The organism is Planotetraspora sp. GP83 (genome assembly GCF_041262585.1).
Classification (GTDB): Bacteria; Actinomycetota; Actinomycetes; order Streptosporangiales; family Streptosporangiaceae; genus JAOEGB01.
The window spans coordinates 174,551-192,317 of the sequence record NZ_JBGCBZ010000007.1; the positions used below are offsets into that span (position 1 = coordinate 174,551).

General features: G+C 70.2%; 20 protein-coding genes. 10 read left to right on the forward strand and 10 right to left on the reverse strand.

The genetic code is table 11. The annotated features are described in order from the left end of the window. The first annotated feature begins 6 nt into the window (after positions 1–6). Genes ABH927_RS12675 through ABH927_RS12690 form a run of 4 tightly spaced genes read left to right on the forward strand, consistent with a single transcriptional unit; the run spans position 7 to position 4,323 of the window. Positions 7–1,488 carry an AMP-binding protein gene (locus ABH927_RS12675; RefSeq protein WP_370021094.1) on the forward strand — a complete coding sequence of 494 codons (1,482 nt, stop codon included), beginning with the start codon at positions 7–9 and terminating at the stop codon, positions 1,486–1,488. Continuing rightward, on the forward strand, positions 1,485–2,729 hold the full coding sequence (locus ABH927_RS12680; protein ID WP_370021096.1) for a cytochrome P450: 1,245 nt from the start codon (positions 1,485–1,487) through the stop codon (positions 2,727–2,729). The genes ABH927_RS12675 and ABH927_RS12680 overlap by 4 nt, the downstream gene beginning before the upstream one ends. A 2-nt stretch (positions 2,730–2,731) precedes the next feature. Continuing rightward, positions 2,732–3,808, forward strand: coding sequence for an LLM class flavin-dependent oxidoreductase (locus ABH927_RS12685; protein ID WP_370021097.1), 1,077 nt, complete (start codon positions 2,732–2,734; stop codon positions 3,806–3,808). Next, the gene (locus ABH927_RS12690; RefSeq protein ID WP_370021099.1) at positions 3,805–4,323 is read left to right on the forward strand and encodes an NADPH-dependent FMN reductase; all 519 of its coding nucleotides are present in this window, start codon (positions 3,805–3,807) and stop codon (positions 4,321–4,323) included. The genes ABH927_RS12685 and ABH927_RS12690 overlap by 4 nt, the downstream gene beginning before the upstream one ends. On the opposite strand, the gene ABH927_RS12695 is transcribed toward ABH927_RS12690, so the two are convergent. From ABH927_RS12695 to ABH927_RS12705, 3 genes are all read right to left on the reverse strand, one after another. Next, the gene (locus ABH927_RS12695; RefSeq protein ID WP_370021100.1) at positions 4,312–4,791 is read right to left on the reverse strand and encodes a hypothetical protein; all 480 of its coding nucleotides are present in this window, start codon (positions 4,789–4,791) and stop codon (positions 4,312–4,314) included. The two genes, ABH927_RS12690 and ABH927_RS12695, sit on opposite strands and share 12 nt — an antisense overlap. 141 nt (positions 4,792–4,932) lie before the next feature. After that, positions 4,933–5,367, reverse strand: a complete 435-nt coding sequence (locus ABH927_RS12700; protein WP_370021102.1) for a hypothetical protein — start codon at positions 5,365–5,367, stop codon at positions 4,933–4,935. Positions 5,368–5,861: 494 nt separating this feature from the next. After that, positions 5,862–7,151: an MFS transporter gene (locus tag ABH927_RS12705; protein WP_370021104.1), complete on the reverse strand. Its 1,290-nt coding sequence runs from the start codon at positions 7,149–7,151 to the stop codon at positions 5,862–5,864. Positions 7,152–7,324: 173 nt separating this feature from the next. Between ABH927_RS12705 and ABH927_RS12710 the strand changes: the two genes are divergently transcribed. Further along, positions 7,325–8,185 carry a TIGR03619 family F420-dependent LLM class oxidoreductase gene (locus ABH927_RS12710; RefSeq protein ID WP_370021106.1) on the forward strand — a complete coding sequence of 287 codons (861 nt, stop codon included), beginning with the start codon at positions 7,325–7,327 and terminating at the stop codon, positions 8,183–8,185. 1 nt (position 8,186) lies between these two features. Here the strand turns inward: ABH927_RS12710 and ABH927_RS12715 are convergent, their stop codons facing one another. Genes ABH927_RS12715 through ABH927_RS12730 form a run of 4 tightly spaced genes read right to left on the reverse strand, consistent with a single transcriptional unit; the run spans position 8,187 to position 10,012 of the window. Beyond that, a complete protein-coding gene (locus tag ABH927_RS12715) occupies positions 8,187–8,903 on the reverse strand; it encodes a histidine phosphatase family protein (protein ID WP_370021108.1) in 717 nt (238 codons plus the stop codon). Positions 8,904–8,919: 16 nt separating this feature from the next. Then, positions 8,920–9,417, reverse strand: a complete 498-nt coding sequence (locus ABH927_RS12720) for a hypothetical protein (RefSeq protein WP_370021110.1) — start codon at positions 9,415–9,417, stop codon at positions 8,920–8,922. Next, positions 9,411–9,743, reverse strand: a complete 333-nt coding sequence (locus ABH927_RS12725; RefSeq protein WP_370021112.1) for a nucleotidyltransferase domain-containing protein — start codon at positions 9,741–9,743, stop codon at positions 9,411–9,413. Before ABH927_RS12725 ends, ABH927_RS12720 begins: the two co-directional genes overlap by 7 nt. A gap of 50 nt (positions 9,744–9,793) precedes the next feature. Beyond that, positions 9,794–10,012, reverse strand: coding sequence for a hypothetical protein (locus ABH927_RS12730; protein ID WP_370021113.1), 219 nt, complete (start codon positions 10,010–10,012; stop codon positions 9,794–9,796). A 241-nt stretch (positions 10,013–10,253) separates the two neighbouring features. Here ABH927_RS12730 and ABH927_RS12735 point away from each other — a divergent pair, with 241 nt between their 5' ends. After that, the gene (locus ABH927_RS12735; RefSeq protein WP_370021115.1) at positions 10,254–10,574 is read left to right on the forward strand and encodes a hypothetical protein; all 321 of its coding nucleotides are present in this window, start codon (positions 10,254–10,256) and stop codon (positions 10,572–10,574) included. On the opposite strand, the gene ABH927_RS12740 is transcribed toward ABH927_RS12735, so the two are convergent. Beyond that, the gene (locus ABH927_RS12740) at positions 10,567–11,178 is read right to left on the reverse strand and encodes a class I SAM-dependent methyltransferase (RefSeq protein WP_370021117.1); all 612 of its coding nucleotides are present in this window, start codon (positions 11,176–11,178) and stop codon (positions 10,567–10,569) included. The two genes, ABH927_RS12735 and ABH927_RS12740, sit on opposite strands and share 8 nt — an antisense overlap. 274 nt (positions 11,179–11,452) lie before the next feature. Between ABH927_RS12740 and ABH927_RS12745 the strand changes: the two genes are divergently transcribed. Both ABH927_RS12745 and ABH927_RS12750 read left to right on the forward strand, forming a co-directional pair. Beyond that, positions 11,453–13,381 carry an amino acid transporter gene (locus tag ABH927_RS12745; protein WP_370021119.1) on the forward strand — a complete coding sequence of 643 codons (1,929 nt, stop codon included), beginning with the start codon at positions 11,453–11,455 and terminating at the stop codon, positions 13,379–13,381. Between the two features lie 67 nt (positions 13,382–13,448). Beyond that, positions 13,449–13,913 (forward strand): MarR family winged helix-turn-helix transcriptional regulator, encoded by a 465-nt coding sequence (locus ABH927_RS12750; RefSeq protein ID WP_370021121.1) that lies wholly within the window; start codon positions 13,449–13,451, stop codon positions 13,911–13,913. Positions 13,914–13,919: 6 nt separating this feature from the next. On the opposite strand, the gene ABH927_RS12755 is transcribed toward ABH927_RS12750, so the two are convergent. Continuing rightward, positions 13,920–14,429 (reverse strand): ATP-binding protein, encoded by a 510-nt coding sequence (locus ABH927_RS12755; RefSeq protein ID WP_370021123.1) that lies wholly within the window; start codon positions 14,427–14,429, stop codon positions 13,920–13,922. Between the two features lie 227 nt (positions 14,430–14,656). Between ABH927_RS12755 and ABH927_RS12760 the strand changes: the two genes are divergently transcribed. After that, positions 14,657–15,031, forward strand: coding sequence for a response regulator (locus tag ABH927_RS12760; protein WP_370021124.1), 375 nt, complete (start codon positions 14,657–14,659; stop codon positions 15,029–15,031). A 259-nt stretch (positions 15,032–15,290) separates the two neighbouring features. Here ABH927_RS12760 and ABH927_RS12765 read toward each other — a convergent pair whose 3' ends face one another. Beyond that, a complete protein-coding gene (locus ABH927_RS12765; protein ID WP_370021126.1) occupies positions 15,291–15,950 on the reverse strand; it encodes a response regulator in 660 nt (219 codons plus the stop codon). Between the two features lie 203 nt (positions 15,951–16,153). Here ABH927_RS12765 and ABH927_RS12770 point away from each other — a divergent pair, with 203 nt between their 5' ends. After that, positions 16,154–17,704, forward strand: coding sequence for a DUF4118 domain-containing protein (locus tag ABH927_RS12770; RefSeq protein ID WP_370021270.1), 1,551 nt, complete (start codon positions 16,154–16,156; stop codon positions 17,702–17,704). Positions 17,705–17,767: the final 63 nt, after the last annotated feature.

A 17,767-nucleotide genomic window follows, 5' to 3' on the forward strand; every position in this document is an offset into this window, starting at 1 on the left:
CAAAATATGGCCGTACTGCTGGACGGATTTCCCCATGAGGAAGTCGCCCTTATCGACGACACCGGGTCGTCGACCTGGGGTGAGTTCGCGGCCCGTGCCGATTTGTGGTCGGGGGTTCTGCGCGGCGCCGGGCTCCGTACGGGTGACCGGGTGGCCGTGGTGCTGGGTAACCGGCGGGAGACCTACGAGGTGCTGTTCGGCTGCCTGCACGCGGGACTGGTCGTGGTGCCGATCAACTGGCGGCTGACCCCTCCGGAGATCGCCTACATCCTGGCCGACTCCGAGGCCGCCCTCGTCGTCACCGAGCCCGCGTATGCCGCGAACGTCGCCCAGGCCTCAGGAGGCCTCGCCGTACTGGACTGCGAAGCCGACCTCGCGGACCTGCCGTCGGCGGACGGCGAGCCCGTGGCGGGGGCGACCCTGCTCTACACCTCGGGGACGAGCGGACGCCCGAAGGGCGTCGTCACCACCCTGCTCAAGGTGGGCGCGCCGATCGAGCGGGTCGCGGCGACCGCGACCGCCCTCGGGGACTGGCTGGAGATCCCGCGAGGTGGCCGGAGCCTGCTGGTCGGCCCCTGGTACCACTCGGCGCAGCTGTTCTTCACCCTCTACCCGCTGCTGCGCGGCTGCTCGGTGGTGATGCGCCGCAAGTTCGACGCGGCCGAGACCCTCGCCCTCATCGACCGGTACGGCGTGACCATCTCCCACCTCGTCCCCACCCAGTTCATCCGCATGCTGCGCCTGCGCGACACGACGTTCGACGGCACGAGCCTGGTCCGGATCTGGCACGGCGGCGCGCCCTGCCCGCCCGCCGTGAAACGGGACATGATCGACTGGTGGGGCCCCGTGTTCCGGGAGTACTACGCGGCCACCGAGTCGGGCATCGTCACCCTCATCGACTCGCCGGCCTGGCTCAAGAAGCCGGGCAGCGTCGGCCGGTCGCTGCCGCCCAACGAGGTGGTCATCGTCGACGCTGACGGGCAGCCGGCGCCGCGCGGCGTCGAGGGGCGGGTCGGCATCCGGCGTAACCCGAAGCGGTCCTTCAGCTACCTCAAGGCCCCTGAGAAGACGGCCGAGGCCTACGTGGCGCCAGAGGTGTTCACGGTCGGCGACGTCGGCTACCTCGACGACGAGGGGTACCTCTTCCTCACCGGGCGGTCCGTCGAGATCATCGTCTCCGGCGGGGTCAACATCTACCCGGCCGAGATCGAGGCCGCGCTGCTGGCCCACCCCGGCGTGCGGGACGCGGTCGTCATCGGCGTCCCGGACGCCGAGTTCGGCGAACAGGTCAAGGCCCTCGTCGAACGCGAACCGGGCAGCGAGGTCACGGACGCCGAACTGGACGCGCACTGCCGGACCGAGCTCGCCGGGTTCAAGGTCCCCCGCTCGTACGACTTCGTCACCGGCCTGCCCCGTGAACCCACCGGCAAGGTGGCCAGGCAGGCGCTGCGCGAGCCGTACTGGGAACACGCGGGGCGGCGCATATGAGCACCCTGCTCGCCGATCCGGCGACCTACGCCGAGAGCGTGCCGTTCGAGGAGTTCGCCCGCCGCCGCCGTGACGATCCCGTCGCCTGGGTCGAGGAGCCCGAGCTGGTGGCGCACGCGGCCGACGGCACGGCCAGAACCCGGCAGGGGACCGGTTACTGGGCGGTGACCAGGCACGCGACCGCGCACGCCGCGTCCCGCGACCCGGCGCTGTTCTCCTCGGCCGAACGCGGCGCGTTCCTCGCCGACCCGCGCAGCCGCGCCGACCTGGAACGCAACCGGCAGCTGCTGATCAACATGGACGCCCCCCGGCACACCCGGATCCGGCGGCTGGTCAGCGCGGCGTTCACGCCGCGGGCGGTCGCCCGGCTGCGCGAATCCGTCCGCGACCACGCGGCGACCCTGGTGAAACGCCTTTCGGCGGCGGGTGGCGGCGATCTCGTCACCGACCTGGCCGCCGAACTGCCGCTGCTGGTTCTCACCGACCTGCTCGGCATGCCCCGCGAGGACCGGGGGCTGCTCTACACCTGGAGCAACAACCTGGTCGGCTTCGACGACCCGGAATTCGGCGGCGGCCAGATCGACGTGTACGCGCGCACGTTCGCCGATGCCTACGCCTACGCGGCCGAACTGGCGGAGTCGCGCCGTCGCGACCCGGGCGACGACCTGTTCACCCGGCTGGTGGCCGCCGAGGCCGACGGCAACCAGCTCACCAGACGCGAACTGGCCCAGATGTGGCTGCTGCTGGTCATCGCGGGCAACGAGACGACCCGGCATCTGATTTCCGGATCCGTGCTCGCCCTGCTCGACCACCCGGCCGAGCGCGACCGGCTCGTGGCCGACCCCGGCCTCGTTCCGTCGGCCGTCGAGGAACTCCTGCGCTGGGTCACCCCCATCATGCAGTTCCGCCGTACGGCGACCCGCGACACCGTCCTCGACGGCCGCCCGATCTCCGCCGGGGACAAGGTCGTGTTGTACTACATCTCCGCCAACCGGGACGAGCGGGTGTTCGGCGCCCCCGACACGCTGGATCTCTCGCGGACCCCCAATCCGCACCTGGCCTTCGGCATCGGCCCGCATTTCTGCCTCGGCGCTCACCTTGCCCGGCTGGAGGCCGCCGAACTGCTCCACCAACTCCGCCCCCTCCTGCCCGGACTGCGCCTCGCCGGTCCCGTACGGCGGATGCGCTCCAACTTCATGAACGCCATCACGTCCATGCCCGTCGAGTTCACTGAGAGGTAGTGATGTCGTTACATCTCTACTGGTTCCTCCCATCGCACGGCGACGGACGGGACCTGGCCGAACGCCGAGGCGGGCCGCGCTCGACGACCATCACGCGGCGCAAGCCCACGCTCGGCTACCTCGGGCAGGTGGCGCGCGCCGCCGACCAGCTCGGGTTCGAGGGTGTGCTGACCCCCGCCGGGCTGTTCTGCGAGGACGCCTGGGTCGTCGCCTCCGCGCTCGCCGCCCAGACCGACCGCCTCAAATTCATGATCGCCATTCGGCCCGGCCTCGTCGCGCCGCTGCTGGCCGCCCAGATGGCGGCCACCTTCCAGCGGATCTCCGGCGACCGGCTCCAGTTCAACGTGGTCATCGGCGGCGACCCCGACGAGCAGCACCGCTTCGGCGACTGGCTGGACCACGACGCCCGCTACGACCGGGCCGGGGAGTTCCTGCGGATCCTGTCCGGGGTGTGGGACGGCAAGCCGTACACCTTCGAGGGCGTCCACTACCAGGTGCGCGACGCGCTGCTGACCAGACCGCCCGCCGTGCCGCCCACCGTGTTCCTCGGCGGTTCGTCCGGCGCGGCGCGACAGGCCGCGGCGGAGCACGCCGAGGTGTACCTGACCTGGGGTGAGTCGCCGGGAGGGCTGGCCGGGATGTTCAAACAGGCCAGGCAGGAGGCCGAGGAACACGGGCGCGCCCTGTCGTGCGGCACCCGGCTGCACGTGATCACCCGGGAGACGGCCGACGAGGCGTGGGCGGAGGCCGACCGGCTGATCGCGGGCCTTGACGCCGAGACCATCGCCGCCGCGCAACGCCGGTTCGCGGCGTCGGAGTCCGAGGGCCAGCGGCGGATGGCCGCCCTGCACGGCGGCGGCCTGGAGATCTACCCCAACGTCTGGACCGGGTACGGCCTGGCCCGCCCCGGCCCGGCCGCCGCCCTGGTCGGCAGCCATGCCGAGGTCGCCGACCGGATCGCCGAGTTCCACGCGGCCGGGGCCAACCACCTGATCCTGTCCGCGCAACCGCATCTGGAGGAGGCCTACACCTTCGCCGAGGGCGTCATGCCGATCCTGCGCGCGCGGGGGTTGCTATGACGCCGTTCCACGTGCTCGTCGGCAATCCGAAACCGCACTCGAGGACCCGGCAGATCGCCGTGCACTCGGCGCACGCGCTGGGGGCGTCACTGGGCGGGACGGTCGGCGAGCCGCGGCTGATCGATCTGGCCGAACTGATGGCCGACCTGCTCGGGCAGTGGAACGGGGGAGGTGGCCTGGACGAGATCCTGACCGCGGTGCGGACGCCCGGGGGGTTGCTGCTCGTGGCCAGTCCCACGTTCAAGGCCGCCTACACGGGACTGCTGAAACTCTTCATCGACCTGCTGCCGAAGGGCGGCCTGCGGGATGTGGTGGCCGTGCCGTTGATGACGGCCGCCAGCCCTCGGCATGGTCAGGTCGCCGAGACCATGCTCGGCCCGCTGCTGGCCGAGGTCGGCGCGAGCGTGCCGGCCCCGGCGCTGTGCCTGCTCGAAGCCGAGTTCGACGCGCTCGACGGCAAACTCGGCCCGTGGCTGGAGCAGGCCGTGCCGGTGCTGCGGCGTTCACTCGGCTGATATGGCTCCCCGGCGGCGCAGCCGGCCGATCCACCCCTGCGCCGTGTGACTCGGGACGTCGTAGTGCTTGGCGACTCCGGCGATGCTGCCGGTGTCGGCGTAAACCTGCTGCAGCTCGTCCGGATCGGGCATCTTGCGGTATGCCCTGGCGCCGGGAACCGCCATCGCCGTGGCCGCCGCGCGGCGTGTGCGGCGCGGGCGCGCGGAGGCCTGGGCGGCCGGCGGCGCGGGGGCCGTCAGCGGCGCCGCCGGCGACGACTGGGTCGCGAACGCGCGGGCCAGGCTCTCCAGATCGACCGAAGGAAGGTCGCCACTAGTGAGGTCGGCTCCCGCGGTGGCCCGCACGGTCAGCTCGACGACGTGGGGCTCCCCGTGGACCACCTCGATGCGTACCACCATCTCTGGCCGAGTCGCGCGCGCCGCCTCTTCGCCGGCCTCCGGCGCGATCGTCACCGTATAGCGCTTCACAGTCTCTCCCGGAACCTCAAACAGGACTCATGAGACCAGTGTGAGGCTCCCGCGGGGAAGCTGCAAACGCGATAGTGCTAACAGGATACTGCAATCGGGGGCCCGGCCTCTAACCGTACGCGGTGGAGGAAGACCAGATGGTCACGAACAGGACCCACATCGGGGTCCGACGAGTGCCGAGGCCAGATGGCCGACCACGTACCGGTCGGCGGGCGGGGCGAGTCTGGCCAGGTCGTGAAGGGACGAGACGTACGGTCCCGCGGACGGCCGCGCCGTGGGCATCCCAGATACGGGATAGAAGAGCACCGCGGTCCTCGGCTGTGCTTCGGTGAGCAGCACGATGACCCGGTCGCGCAGCACGGCGGGCATCAGGATCAGGTTGCTTGTGCTGGTGCTGTGCTCGCTGTCGCACATGGTGTCCACCAGGAGCGTGGAACCGTCCAGGCGGATGCCCGGGTTGAGATCGGAGAGCAGCAGCGGCAACCCTCCGTTCGCCAGTCGCGACATCCGATAGCGCAGGTCGGCCTCCAGCACGTCGCGCAGGCGCGCGCGGGTCTCCCAGGTGTGGGCGCGCACGGCCCGGGTGGCCGGACACGGGCGGGCCGCTGCCGGCCGGGGCCGGCAGCGGGTGACGTGAACATGTGACGCTGAGTCATGGCCGACGCCGGACCGGTTATTTGAATTCTTGACGAAAAATAGGCCGGCAAGCGCACTAGCAATTGGTGCGACTTTGAGCTGAAGGCTCGCGGGTTGTTTTGTCTCAATTAACAACCGCATAACCATCTCGGACTCCTGGGTCGGGGGGCTGCCCAGCTAGATACAACTATCACCCGATAAACAAGGCGGTCAATGCTCGCGAATCTCTCTCGACGGCCTGGTGTCCATTCAGGGGAGGGGCGTCAGACGGTGCTCGGCGAACGTAACCAGGTGCCGATCCCGCGAGAGCTGCGTGAATGGCATCGATCGCCGTCAGGTGCGGTCGATCACCGCTTCCTCTGCGACAGGGGAACCGAGGGCGTGTCTCCGACCTGATCACTTCTGTTCACGCCCGCGTAACATCGGCGACAAGCTCAGCGGAGGGCGGGGGCCTGCTCGGCGGGGACGCGGCGGAACAGGAGCCCCTGCACCGGAACGGTGACGGCCCTGCCGAGCCGGACCTTCGCCAGGCGGGCCAGGACGACGGCGGCGACCAGCGTGGCGGCCATGACCGCCATTCCCGTGGTGCCGAGGGTGAGGCGGGGGCCGATGCCGTCGCAGAGCCAGCCGAGCAGGGGGCCGCCGATCGCGCCGGCGCCCGCGCTCACCACGCCCTGGACGGCGATGACGCGCCCGCGCATGTGATCGGGGCTGTCCAGCTGGACACGCGCGCCGAACGTCGTGTCGATGATCACGGCGCCGACGGCGATCGGGGCCATCAGCGAGGCGAAGGTCGTCATGCCCGGCATCAACCCGCTCGCGGTCTGCGCGACGCCGGTCAGCAGGGCCGTGCCGAGCAGCAGGCCCACCGTGAGGTGACGACGACCGGCCGCGATCACGCCTCCGGCTACCGTCCCGATCGCGAAGACCGTCGACAGCAGGCCGTACCCGCCCGGTCCCGCGTGGAGCGGGCCCGCGCTCATGGCGGCCATGGTCACCTGGTAGTTGCGGCCCAGGCTGCCGAGGACCAGTGCCAGCGCCAGCAGTACGGCGAGCCGAGGCGTGCGGAGCACGTAGGAGAGCCCGGCACGGACGCTGGCCGCGCTCGCCTCGGTGGGCACGAGCCGGTGCATCTCGGAGGAGCGCATGGCGGCGATCGCCGCGATCACGGCGAAGAAGCTCGCCGCGTTGATGAGGAACAGACCGCCCGCGCCGGTGAGGGGGAGGAGCACTCCGGCCAGGCTCATGCCGAGGATGCGGCCCGCCGAGTTGATGACCGAGCCGAGCGCCATGGCGTTGGGCAGGTCCGCCGGAGGGACCACCTCCGCGCCGAACTTGCCGAGCGCGGGGCCGCCGATCGCGCTGACCACGCCGCTGGCGAGGACGAGTCCGTAGATCGGCGTCATCGAGGTGGGACCGCTCATCGCGGCACATGCGATGGTGGCGGCGACGATCGCGTGGGCGATCTGTGTGACCAGCACGACCGGGCGGGTCGGGAGCCTGTCGGCCAGGGAGCCGCCCCACAGCCCGAGCAGCAGCGTGGGGAGCGCCTGAAGCACCAGGCTCAGGCCCACGCTGGTCGCCGAACCGGTCGCGGACAGGATGAGCCAGTTGACCCCGAGCACCTGCATCCAGGTGCCCGTGACCGAGACGAGGTCGGCCCCTGCCCAGAGCCGGTAATTGTGGTGGTTGAGAGATCGCAGCGTCGCCGCAGGTAAAGGCACGGGTTTGCCCTTCTTTAGGCATTCTCGGGAGAACGAACACCGTACTTAGGGGCATAGATTCCGATTTGTCGCGAATGTGGGATATATCACGCACTGGTATGGGTTTAGGGTAGATTATCCGCTTCGCGAAGGGGTGCGGCGGCCAAGCGCTTGCTAGATGTACGCTCACGTCCATGCGCTTCGGAGTCAACCTGGGGCTGCTGCACCCGGCGGTCTGGACGGACGTGGCCGTCGCCGCCGACGAGCTCGGCTACGAGTCGGTGTGGCTGCCCGAGCACCTGGTCCTGACCACGGACATGGCCGACTCCGGCTACCCCGGCGCGGCGGACGGGCGCCCCCCGGTGCCGCCCGAGACGCCGCTGTTCGACGCCCCCACCTTCCTGGCCTCCATCGCCGCGCGCACCCGTCACGTGCTCCTGGGCACGTACGTCTACCTCTTCGGGCTGCGGCACCCGCTGGTCGCGGCGCGGGCGTTCGGCACGCTCGACTGGGTGTCCGGCGGGCGGGCCGTCATCGGCGTGGGCGCCGGGTGGATGGCGGAGGAGTGGCGCGCCCTGGAGCTCGACTTCGCCACCCGCGGCGCGCGTCTCGACGAGGCGATCGAGGTCGCGAAGCGGCTGTGGACCGAGCCGGTCGTCAGCCATCGGGGCCGGTTCTACTCCTTCGACAGGGTCGTGTTCGAGCCGAAGCCGATCTCCCGGCCGCACCCTCCGCTGCTCGCGGGCGGGGAGAGCGCCGCCGCGCTGCGCCGGGCCGTAGGGCTCTGCGACGGGTGGATCAGCATGCCGCACACGCTTGAGAGCGCGCGGCCGCAGATCGAGCGCCTGCGGCGGATGCTCGACGAGGCCGGTCGCGACCCCGGGCCGTTCCAGCTGACGGTGAGCGCCTTCGAGGCGCCGCCGGAGCAGGTCGCGGCGTTCGAGGAGCTGGGCGTCCACCGGCTGATCGTCCGTCCCGCGCGGCGGTCCCGGCAGGCGGTGGAGCAGCTCGCCGCCTTCGCCGGCCGCTACGGGATCTCTCCGGCGATCAAGTGACTCAGCCGGGCAGATGGGAACGGTCGTCGTAGGCCAGGAGCCGGTAACCGCCGGCGGCCCGCCGCCAGGTGGTGATGGAGCCGTTGCCCGCCAGGCCGATCCCGGCGATGGCGAGGATGTCGGCGTCGGTGAGCCGTTCGAGGATCTGCCGGAAGAACAGCACGACCGCGTCGTGGGCCACGATCAGCACGCGACGGTGGCGGTGGTCGGCCTCGACGTCGGCCAGCACACCGCGGAGCCGCTCGGCGACGTCGAGGAACGACTCACCGCCGGGCGGCCGGTAGCGCAGGGTGTCGCGGGCCTCCTTCGCCGGTTCGCCGGGAAACCGTTCCCGCACGACGGCCGGGTGCAGGTGCTTGAGCTGTCCGCGGTCCCGGTCGCGGAGCCGTACGTCGACTCGATGGCAGGGCAGCGGCCGGCCCGCGGCGCCGAGCTCCCGCTCGGCGATCTGCCAGGTCTGCCCGGCCCGCAGGTACGGCGAGCACCACACCATGTCGGGGGCCTCGTCCTCGCCTAGAGCGGCCAGCCACCGGCCCACCGCGGCGGCCTGCCGTTCACCCAGGCCGGTCAGCGAGATCGCCATGTCGTCGGAGGGAATGACCGCCGTCCCGTCGATCTCGGCGGCGGCGAAGGCGGCGTTGCCGGTGCTCTGGCCGTGCCGCACCGCGTACAGCAGGTCGGCGGGCCCGGATCGCTCGGGGTGCGGGCAGGTCGTCACAGGGTCCTCCAGCGGGTCAGCGGCGTCCCCCGTACAGGGAGACCCGCTCGTCCTTCTCGTGGTCGAACTCCTCGGTGAGGAAGAGGTCGTGCCGCCAGGGCGCGCAGGCGATGTTGACGGTCCACTGTTCGTAGTACCACTCGACGCCGGCGCCGCTGAAGCGGAAGTTGGCCCGATAACGGGCCCGGTCTCCCGGACGGAGGAGGAACACCTGCCCCGGGTGCCGATTCGCCGGATACGCGGCCCACACCGGAGACCGGGCGACTCGGAGCCCGGACTGCGGCGCTTCCTCGAACCGCAGCCCGTTGAGCCGCCCTGGCAGGGAATGGGCGCCGGCCGCGCTGGTGGCGGCATATCCGGTCCGCTCGTCGGCGAGCACGTCGTGGAGGAGAAGAGGCCCGTCCGGCATCGGCGGCAGCTCGAACGCCGAGGGGATCTCGCGCCGGCGCGCGGCCTCGCCGGCGCCGCGCCCCCGCTTGGTCCACCGGACCACGACCCGCTGCACGATCACCATGTGCCGGCCGCGCCGCCGAACGCCGCGCGGAGTTGGGCCATGTCGTGCCGGTCCCGGTCGGTCGGCTCGTACCCCTGGTGGAAGTGGACCTGCTGGGCCGCCGACAGGCAGGGCAGGGCGTCGCCGGTCTCCGCGTAGCCGGCCTGTTCCAGCGTTCCGATCACCACGGGCTCCTGCTCGGCCCGGTGGGCGAGGTCGAGGTCACGGTGCTCCCGGGTGACCCGGCCCACCAGGGCGTCGATTCCCCAGCCGCCACCGATCCAGACCTCGCAGCCCGCCGTACGCAACAGGGTCAGAACGCGCAGGACTTCCGCTGCTTCGAACACGGCACGAGCCTGTCATCCGGGCCCCGCGGAGGTCGATCGGTTTTCCACTCTCAGCGGCGGGGGATCATCAGCCATTCACGGGCCCGGCCGAGAGCCAGCTCGGCGTCGGCCGCTGCCGCCAGGTTCCGGAGCCGGGAACCGTCCCGAGGGTCGAGCAGGACCTTGTACGGCTCGCCGTCCAGGACAACGTCGTAACGGCGGAAGCGTGGCGACGAGCGCCGGGAGGGGTTGAGCACCCCGTCCACGTCCAGCAGGATGAGCGGCCTCATCAGGCGTCCAGCGTCGGGCCGAGGTGTTTACCGTAGTGCCAGACCAAGGATCAACGGGCGTCGTGAGGTGAGCGGGGTGTCCGTTCGGCGATCCTGGTCACCCACGGTCAACCACAGACGGCCGAACGTGCACACGGGCACCAATGGAATCGCAGGTCGCGGGGTAAGGAGGGGGATGTCGCAGGTCTAACCGAAAGGGATTGAAATGACGAGTCGTTGTGGGGCAAGTGGGATTTCCGGCGTGGCCGTACGGCTATTGCCGTTGACCGCGCTCGCGATCGTGATGTCGGGGGCCGTCACGCCGCCGGAGGCGGAGGCGGAGGCGAGCGCCGGGTGGCCGCAGGGCTCGCATGGTGGGCAGGGTCAGCATGGCAACGGCAACACCCACAACGAGAACGGCAAGCGCCACAAGAGGTATTCGGCGGTGAAGAGCCCGACCATCATGCGCGGCACGCAGCAGATCTCGATCAGCGTCAGCGAGAAGACCTATACCCAGGCCGCTTTCTGCAAGAAGACGCCACACGCCTGCAACATCTCGCAGAAGGTCCAGCCGTTCAACTAGCTGCGCGCGATTTCCGGGCGGTGCCGAGGACATGGCTTATCCCGTGGGAGGCGAACCGGTCGACGCGCCCGACGGCGTAGCCCGCCTCCTCGATGGCGATCACGGTGTCCCGGGCGGGGTGACAGCCGCCGCAGGCCTGCGACCACAGGGGGGTCACGAGGCTCTCGGCCATCGCGGCGAGCGGGTTGGCCGACCGCACGTGCTCGTAGAACCGCAGCTCGCCACCGGGCTTGAGGACTCGCCCGATCTCGGCCAGGGTCCGGCCGAGGCGCCGTGCCGTACAAAGGACGAGCGAGCAGACGACGGCGTCCGCGGACTCGTCCGGCAGGGGAAGACGGCTGAGATCGGCCGGGGTGACCAGATCGACCGGGACGGGGGCGTCCGAGCAGACCGTCCTGACCGTCGGAAGCAGGAACGGGTTGGGTTCCGCGACGACGATCCGGGCGACGGCGTCCGGGTAGCAGGTGAACTTGACGCCGTCGCCCGCGCCGATCTCCAGCACCGTCCCGGTGAGACCCTCAAGGAGACGCCGGCGCTCCTCCGTCGGCCGTGTGGACGGGCCGTGACCGGCGTACACGGAACGCGGATGGTGGAACTGCTCCATGCCGCGACCATGCCGTGGCCTCATGTCCGGAGGTCGGTCCTCCCCGAGCGAACGCGTCGTCATGAGGCCCACTATGGAGGCGTTCGTCACGCTCCGGCGGCGTTCCTGACTGAACCCTGACGGCCGATCCCGGTATCGCCACGCGTTCTTGACGCCGGCCGATCGAGGGGCATACGGATATATACGTTTTCTTGACGCCATGATCACGGGAATCCCAGTCTGACCTCAGTAGGGTGCTTTGCGTCTTTGTGTGCGCTTGATGTGAGGTGACGGGTTGGCCGGGTCGGTGCAGTCCGCGACGGCCGGGAACCGGTCGCTGCGGGCGTGGCTGCTGGACGGGCTCCAGCAGGAGGACCTGAAGGCGGTGGGTCCGCACGGGCCCGAGGCTCCGCACAAGCAGCACTCGTGGTGGCAGGTCATGTGCCTCACGGGCGTCGACTACTTCTCGACACTCGGCTACCAGCCGGGGATCGCCGCGCTGGCCGCGGGGGCCCTGTCGCCGATCGCCACCCTGCTTCTCGTCCTGCTGACCCTGTTCGGCGCGCTGCCGATCTACCGGCGGGTCGCCGTCGAGAGCCCCCACGGGCAGGGCTCCATCGCCATGCTGGAGAAGCTGGTCCCGCAGTGGTGGGGCAAGCTGTTCGTGCTGGTCCTGCTCGGCTTCGCGGCCACCGACTTCGTCATCACCATCACCCTGTCGGCCGCCGACGCGACGGCCCACATCCTGGAGAACCCGTTCGTGCCGGGCTTCCTGGAGGGGCACCAGGTCCTCGTCACGCTGGTGCTCGTCGCCCTGCTCGGCGGGATCTTCCTGAAGGGCTTCCGCGAGGCCATCGGCATCGCCGTCGTGCTGGTGGGCGTCTATCTCGTGCTCAACGCGGTCGTGGTCACGGTCGGGCTGCTCCACGTGATGCGCCAGCCGGACCTCGTCGTGAGCTGGCAGAACGTGCTGACCACCGACCACGGCAGCCCGATCGGCATGATCGCCGTCTCGTTGTGGGTGATGCCCAAGCTGGCGCTCGGGATGTCCGGGTTCGAGACCGGTGTCGCCGTGATGCCGCTCGTCAAGGGCGGCCTCTCGGGGCGGATCAAGGGCACCAAACGACTGCTCACCGTCGCCGCCCTGATCATGAGCGTCTTCCTGATCTTCAGCAGCTTCGTCACCGCCGTCCTGATCCCGGCGAAGGAGTTCGGGAAGGGCGGCAAGGCGAGTGGCCGCGCCCTGGCCTATCTCGCCCACGGCTTCCTGGGCGACTGGTTCGGCACGCTGTACGACGTCAGCACGATCGCGATCCTCTGGTTCGCGGGCGCGTCCGCGATGGCCGGGCTGCTCAACCTCGTGCCCCGCTACCTTCCCCGGTACGGCATGGCCCCCGACTGGACGCGGGCCGTACGGCCTCTGGTGCTGGTCTTCATGGTCATCGCGTTCGCCATCACGATCATCTTCGGCGCCGACGTCGAGGCGCAGGGCGGTGCGTACGCCACGGGGGTTCTGGTGCTCTTCATGTCGGCCAACGTCGCGGTGGCCATAGCCGCGGCCAGGGCGGGGCAGGTCAGGCTCCTGATCGCGTTCTCCCTGATCGGCGTGGTGCTGGCCTACACCCTGGTTGCCAACGTCTTCGAGCGGCCGGACGGCGTCAAGATCGCCTTCTTCTTCATCGTCGCGATCATCGTCACCTCGCTGGTCTCGCGGGCCACCCGCTCCACCGAGCTTCGGGTGACCGAGGTGCATCTCGATCCGCTCGCCGAGCGGTTCGTCATCGAGGCGTGCGGCGACATCCATCTGATCGCCAATGAGCCGCACGAACGGAACCAGACCGAGTACAACGACAAGCTCCGGGAGCAGTGGCTGAACCATCGCCTGCGCACCTCCGAGCCGGTCATGTTCGTCGAGGTGACCGTGCCGGACGCCTCGGAGTTCGAGACCGAGCTGCGGGTCCAGGGCGAGGAGCGGTACGGCCATCGCATCCTGAGGATCGAGAGCTCGACGGTCCCGAACGCGCTCGCCGCGCTGCTGCTCTACCTCCGGGACCGCACCGGCCGGGCGCCGCACATCTACTTCCACTGGGCCGAGGGCAATCCGATCGTGGCCATGCTCCGCTACCTGATGTTCGGCGGGGGAGACGTGCCGCCGCTGACCCGCGAGGTCCTGCGGCAGGCCGAACCCGACGTCGAGCGGCGCCCGCACGTCCACGTCGGCTAGACATCTGGGCTCCTCAGGCCGGGACGAGACAACATGACGTATCAACAAAAGGCTTATCATGACCGTCATGACGGAACCGCGATGGCTTGACGAGCGGGAGGCCCGCATCTGGCAGGCCTATCGCGATGTGCGCCGAGAGCTGCAGAGTGCGCTGGACCGGCAGCTCGTCCGCGACGCGGGTCTGTCCGGTGCCGACTACGCGCTGCTGGTGCCGCTGTCCGAGGCGCCCGAGGGCGCCCTGCGGGCGCGCGACCTGGGCCTGTCGGTCGGGTGGGACCGCAGCCGGTTGTCTCACCAGGTCGGCCGGATGGAGAAGCGGGGGCTCGTCACCCGCGAGGAGTGCGTCGAAGACGCCCGGGGCTCGATGGTGCGGCTGACCGCCGCCGGCCGGGCCGCCATCGAGGCCGCCGCGCCGGAGCACGTGGAGACCGTCCGGCGCTATTTCTTCGATCCGCTGACCGACGAGGAGCTCGACCAGCTCGGTGACGTGTTCCACCGGCTGCTCGCCAGGCTCGCCCAGGGCGACGCCTGATCCGCGTCAGCACGCGGTCTGGTCAAAACGGAAGTCGCCGTCCTGCCGGGGTCCGCAGGTCCAAGTCGATCTGAGGCGCTGGTTTCCTCGGCTTGGCGATGCGAATTCGCCGCATGGCATGGAACTCCTGTCCTTCAGCAGGTTCTTCGGTGGGTCTTTCAGTGGGTACGGCTGAGCGGGCAGCTCGAACCAGACGACCTTTCCCGGCCGTCCGGCATCCGAGGGGCGGCTCCCCCATGACCGGGACAGCCGGTCCACCAGGAGCAGCCCCCGGCCGGTATCGGAGATCGGCTCGGGGTTGTCGTCCCGCACCTCGCAGCGGGGCGTGCCGCCCCGGAGGACGAGGGTGAGGACGGGCTCTCCCCATCCGTGGCACAGGGCGTTGGTGACCAGCTCGCTGACGAGCAGCTCGGCGACCTCGTGCTGCCCGCCGTAACCCCAGGCGGCCAGCTGCGAGCGGACCCGGCGCCGCGCGGTGGACACCGACGCGACGTCCCGGGGAAGAACCCACGACATGCGCCGCTGAAGCGCCTGAGCGCCTGTCCTGGCTGATGTTCTGTGGGAGCGATGACTCGGCATTCCTTCCCCCAAGGGCGTGAAGCGTGGCTGTTTCCTCCACCATCACGGCGGCGGGCATTCGCCGTCTGCGCCGACAGCCCCCATTTCGGGGCCATGCCAACGGCACCCGGGACATTCCTGCTGGCTGCAATGCCGTACCCGCGGATTCCTGCGATCCTGGGGTCGTGGCCCTGTGTTGCCTCATCGTCGACGACAACGATCGCTTCAGGGAAGCCGCCCGCCGGCTGCTCGAACACGAGGGAATCACCGTCGTCGGCGAGGCATCGACGAGCGCCGAAGCCGTCCGGCAGGCCGGCGAGCTCCGGCCCACTGTCGCGTTGGTCGACATCGACCTGGGGGAGGAGAGCGGCTTCGACGTGGCCTCGCGGCTCTCGCACACGACCGACGTGGAGCCGCCCAGCGTCATCCTGATCTCGACCTACTCGCAGAGGGACTTCGCGGACATGATCGAGGCCAGCCCCGCCGTCGCGTTCCTCCCCAAGCCGGATCTCTCAGCGAGGGCCATCCAGGAGATCCTCGAGCGGAGCGGCCGCGACTAGAGCGCCGGTCTGGTGAGGGAAGAAGGTGCGGGCCCCTTCCGCCCCGCCCTTGTGGCGTGATCATGCAGTACGAGGGTGCGCCCGACGGACGGGCACCGCATGATCACAAACGGTGTCGGCGCTGATCAGACCGCGTACGGCGGAATCCATGCATGATCACGATCCGGGGAACCCCACGTCCCCCGAGCTTCCCGGGAAACCCTGCATGATCATGGTGAGGGGGGTACCTGACCGGCCCTCTTGACCGGACTTGACCGGACTAGACCGCCTGGAGGAAGGTGATGACGGCGAGCACGCGCCGGTGGTCGTCTTCCGTCTCCGGGAGCCGCATCCGCGACATGATGCTGCGCACGTGCTTCTCGACCGTGCCCTCGGTGATCCAGAGCTGGTGGGCGATCCCGGCGTTCGACCGGCCCTCCGCCATCAGCGACAGCACCTCGCGCTCCCGCTTGGTGAGCGACTCCAGCGGGTCGTTCCTGCGGCGCGTGGTGATCAGCTCTCGCACCAGGGTGGGATCGACGACCGCGCCGCCGTTGACGATCCGCCCGGCCGTCTCGATGAAGTCCGCCACGTCGGTGACCCGGCTCTTGAGCAGGTAGCCGACGCTGCGCCCGGTCGCGAGCAACTCCATCGCCTGCTCGACCTCGACGTGCGCCGACAGCAGGAGTATGCCCGTGTCCGGGAACTCCGCGCGGATCACCCGGGCCGCGTCGAGGCCCTCGGCCGCGTGCCCCGGCGGCATCCGGATGTCGAGGATGACGAGGTCCGGGCGGTGCTCGCGGGTGATGGTGACGATCCCCGGCGCGTCCGCCGCCTGGCCGACGACCTCGAACCCCGACCGCTCGAGCAGGCTCGCCAGCCCCTCGCGCAGCAGTACGTCGTCGTCCGCCAGCGCGATGCGCGTCCGGCCTTCGTCCACCGCCCCGTCGCCCCTGTTTCGAATGGTTTGTCGACTCTCATCCTCAATAGTCGTTATGCTGGGGATTGAATCCCAATAACACCATTTTCGACTATCCGAGCAATCGCCCGCACGGCGGGAGCGGCCAGCGGAAGTAGTCAACCAGATCCGCTGGGCGCCCCGGTGGAAGCGGGAGTTGTGAAGCCATTATGCGCCCGTGGCTGATGTCGCTGTTGTTACGCCCGACGCGCCCGTCCCGCACACTGGGGATCGTGGTCGCCGCCGCGTGCATAGTCGCGGAAACTTTGCTGACATACGTGCTGAAGCCCGTCGCGCCCGAGAGCTCTCTCGGCGTCATCTATCTCCTCGGCGTCCTCGCGGTCTCGGTCATCTGGGGCCTTGGCCTCGGGTTGGCGACCGCCATCGCCAGCGGTCTCGCCTTCGACTTCTTCCACCTTCCGCCTTTCGGCACCTTGGAAATCAGGGATAAATGGGCGTGGGCGCCGCTCCCCATCTTCCTGATCGTCGCGCTCATCACCAGCTTGGGCGCGTCGCTGATGCGCTCACTGGCGCTCGACGCCGACCGGCGGCGCCAGGAGGCCGACCTCGCCCGTGACGAGCTGGGCCGCATCGCGTCGGAACAGGCAGCGCTCCGGCGGGTCGCGACGCTCGTGGCCCGCGGCGTGTCGGCCGCGGAGCTCTTCGGCTCCGTCGCCTTCGAGGTCGGTCTCCTCCTCAAGGCGGACTGTACGGCGATAGCCCGCTACGAGCCCGACCGGTCGGTGGTCGTGACCGGCTCGTGGAGCGATCGCGGCCCGGACTTCGTGCTCCCGCTCGGCTCGCGCTGGCCGCTCGAGGAGCGGAGTGTCTCGGCGCTGGTGCTGCGGACCAGGCGGCCGGCGCGCGTGACGGACTACGACGGCGCCGGTGGAGAGATGTCCGCGTGGATCAGGGAGCGGGGCATCGGCGCGTCGGTCGGCACCCCGATCATCGTCGAGGCGCGCCTGTGGGGCGTGATCGTGGCCGGTTTCCTGTCCCCAGAGCCGGAGCCGGACAGCACCTGCGGGCGCATGCTCGACTTCACCAAGCTCGTCGCGACCGCGATCTCCAACGCCGAGGCCCGGGACGAGCTCGCCGCCTCCCGTGCCCGCGTCATCGCCGCCGCCGACGACACCCGGCGCCGGATCGAACGCGATCTGCACGACGGGGCCCAGCAGCGCCTCGTCTCGCTCGGGCTCGAACTGCGGGCCGCCGAGGCCACCGTGCCGCCCGAACTGGTGAACCTCAAGGCGCAGCTGTCCCACACGGTTCAGGGCATGACCGGCGTGCTGGAAGAGCTGCAGGAGCTCTCCCGCGGCATCCACCCGGCCATCCTCTCCAAGGGCGGCATCGGGCCCGCGCTGAAGATGCTCTCGCGCCGCTCCGCCGTACCGGTGGAGCTCAGTCTCCACGCCGACCGGCGCCTCCCGGAGCGCGTCGAGGCGGCCGCCTACTACGTCGTGGCCGAGGCGCTGACCAACATCGCCAAGCACGCACAGGCCTCCGTCGCCCGCGTCGATCTCAGCGTGGACGACTCCGCCGTCCGGATCTCCGTACGCGACGACGGGATAGGAGGGGCCGACCCCGGCAACGGGTCGGGCCTCGTGGGGCTCAGAGACCGCGTCCAGGCGCTCGGCGGCAGCATGGAGGTCACCAGCCCCGCCGGAACCGGCACCTCACTGGTTGCCACCGTCCCATTGGGCACGGTCCCGTTGGGCGCGGCCCCAATGGAGTAGGCCCCTACTCATGCGGCGCTCCCGCGTGGCCCCGCACTCTCGTCACGAGACAAGCGAACGGCG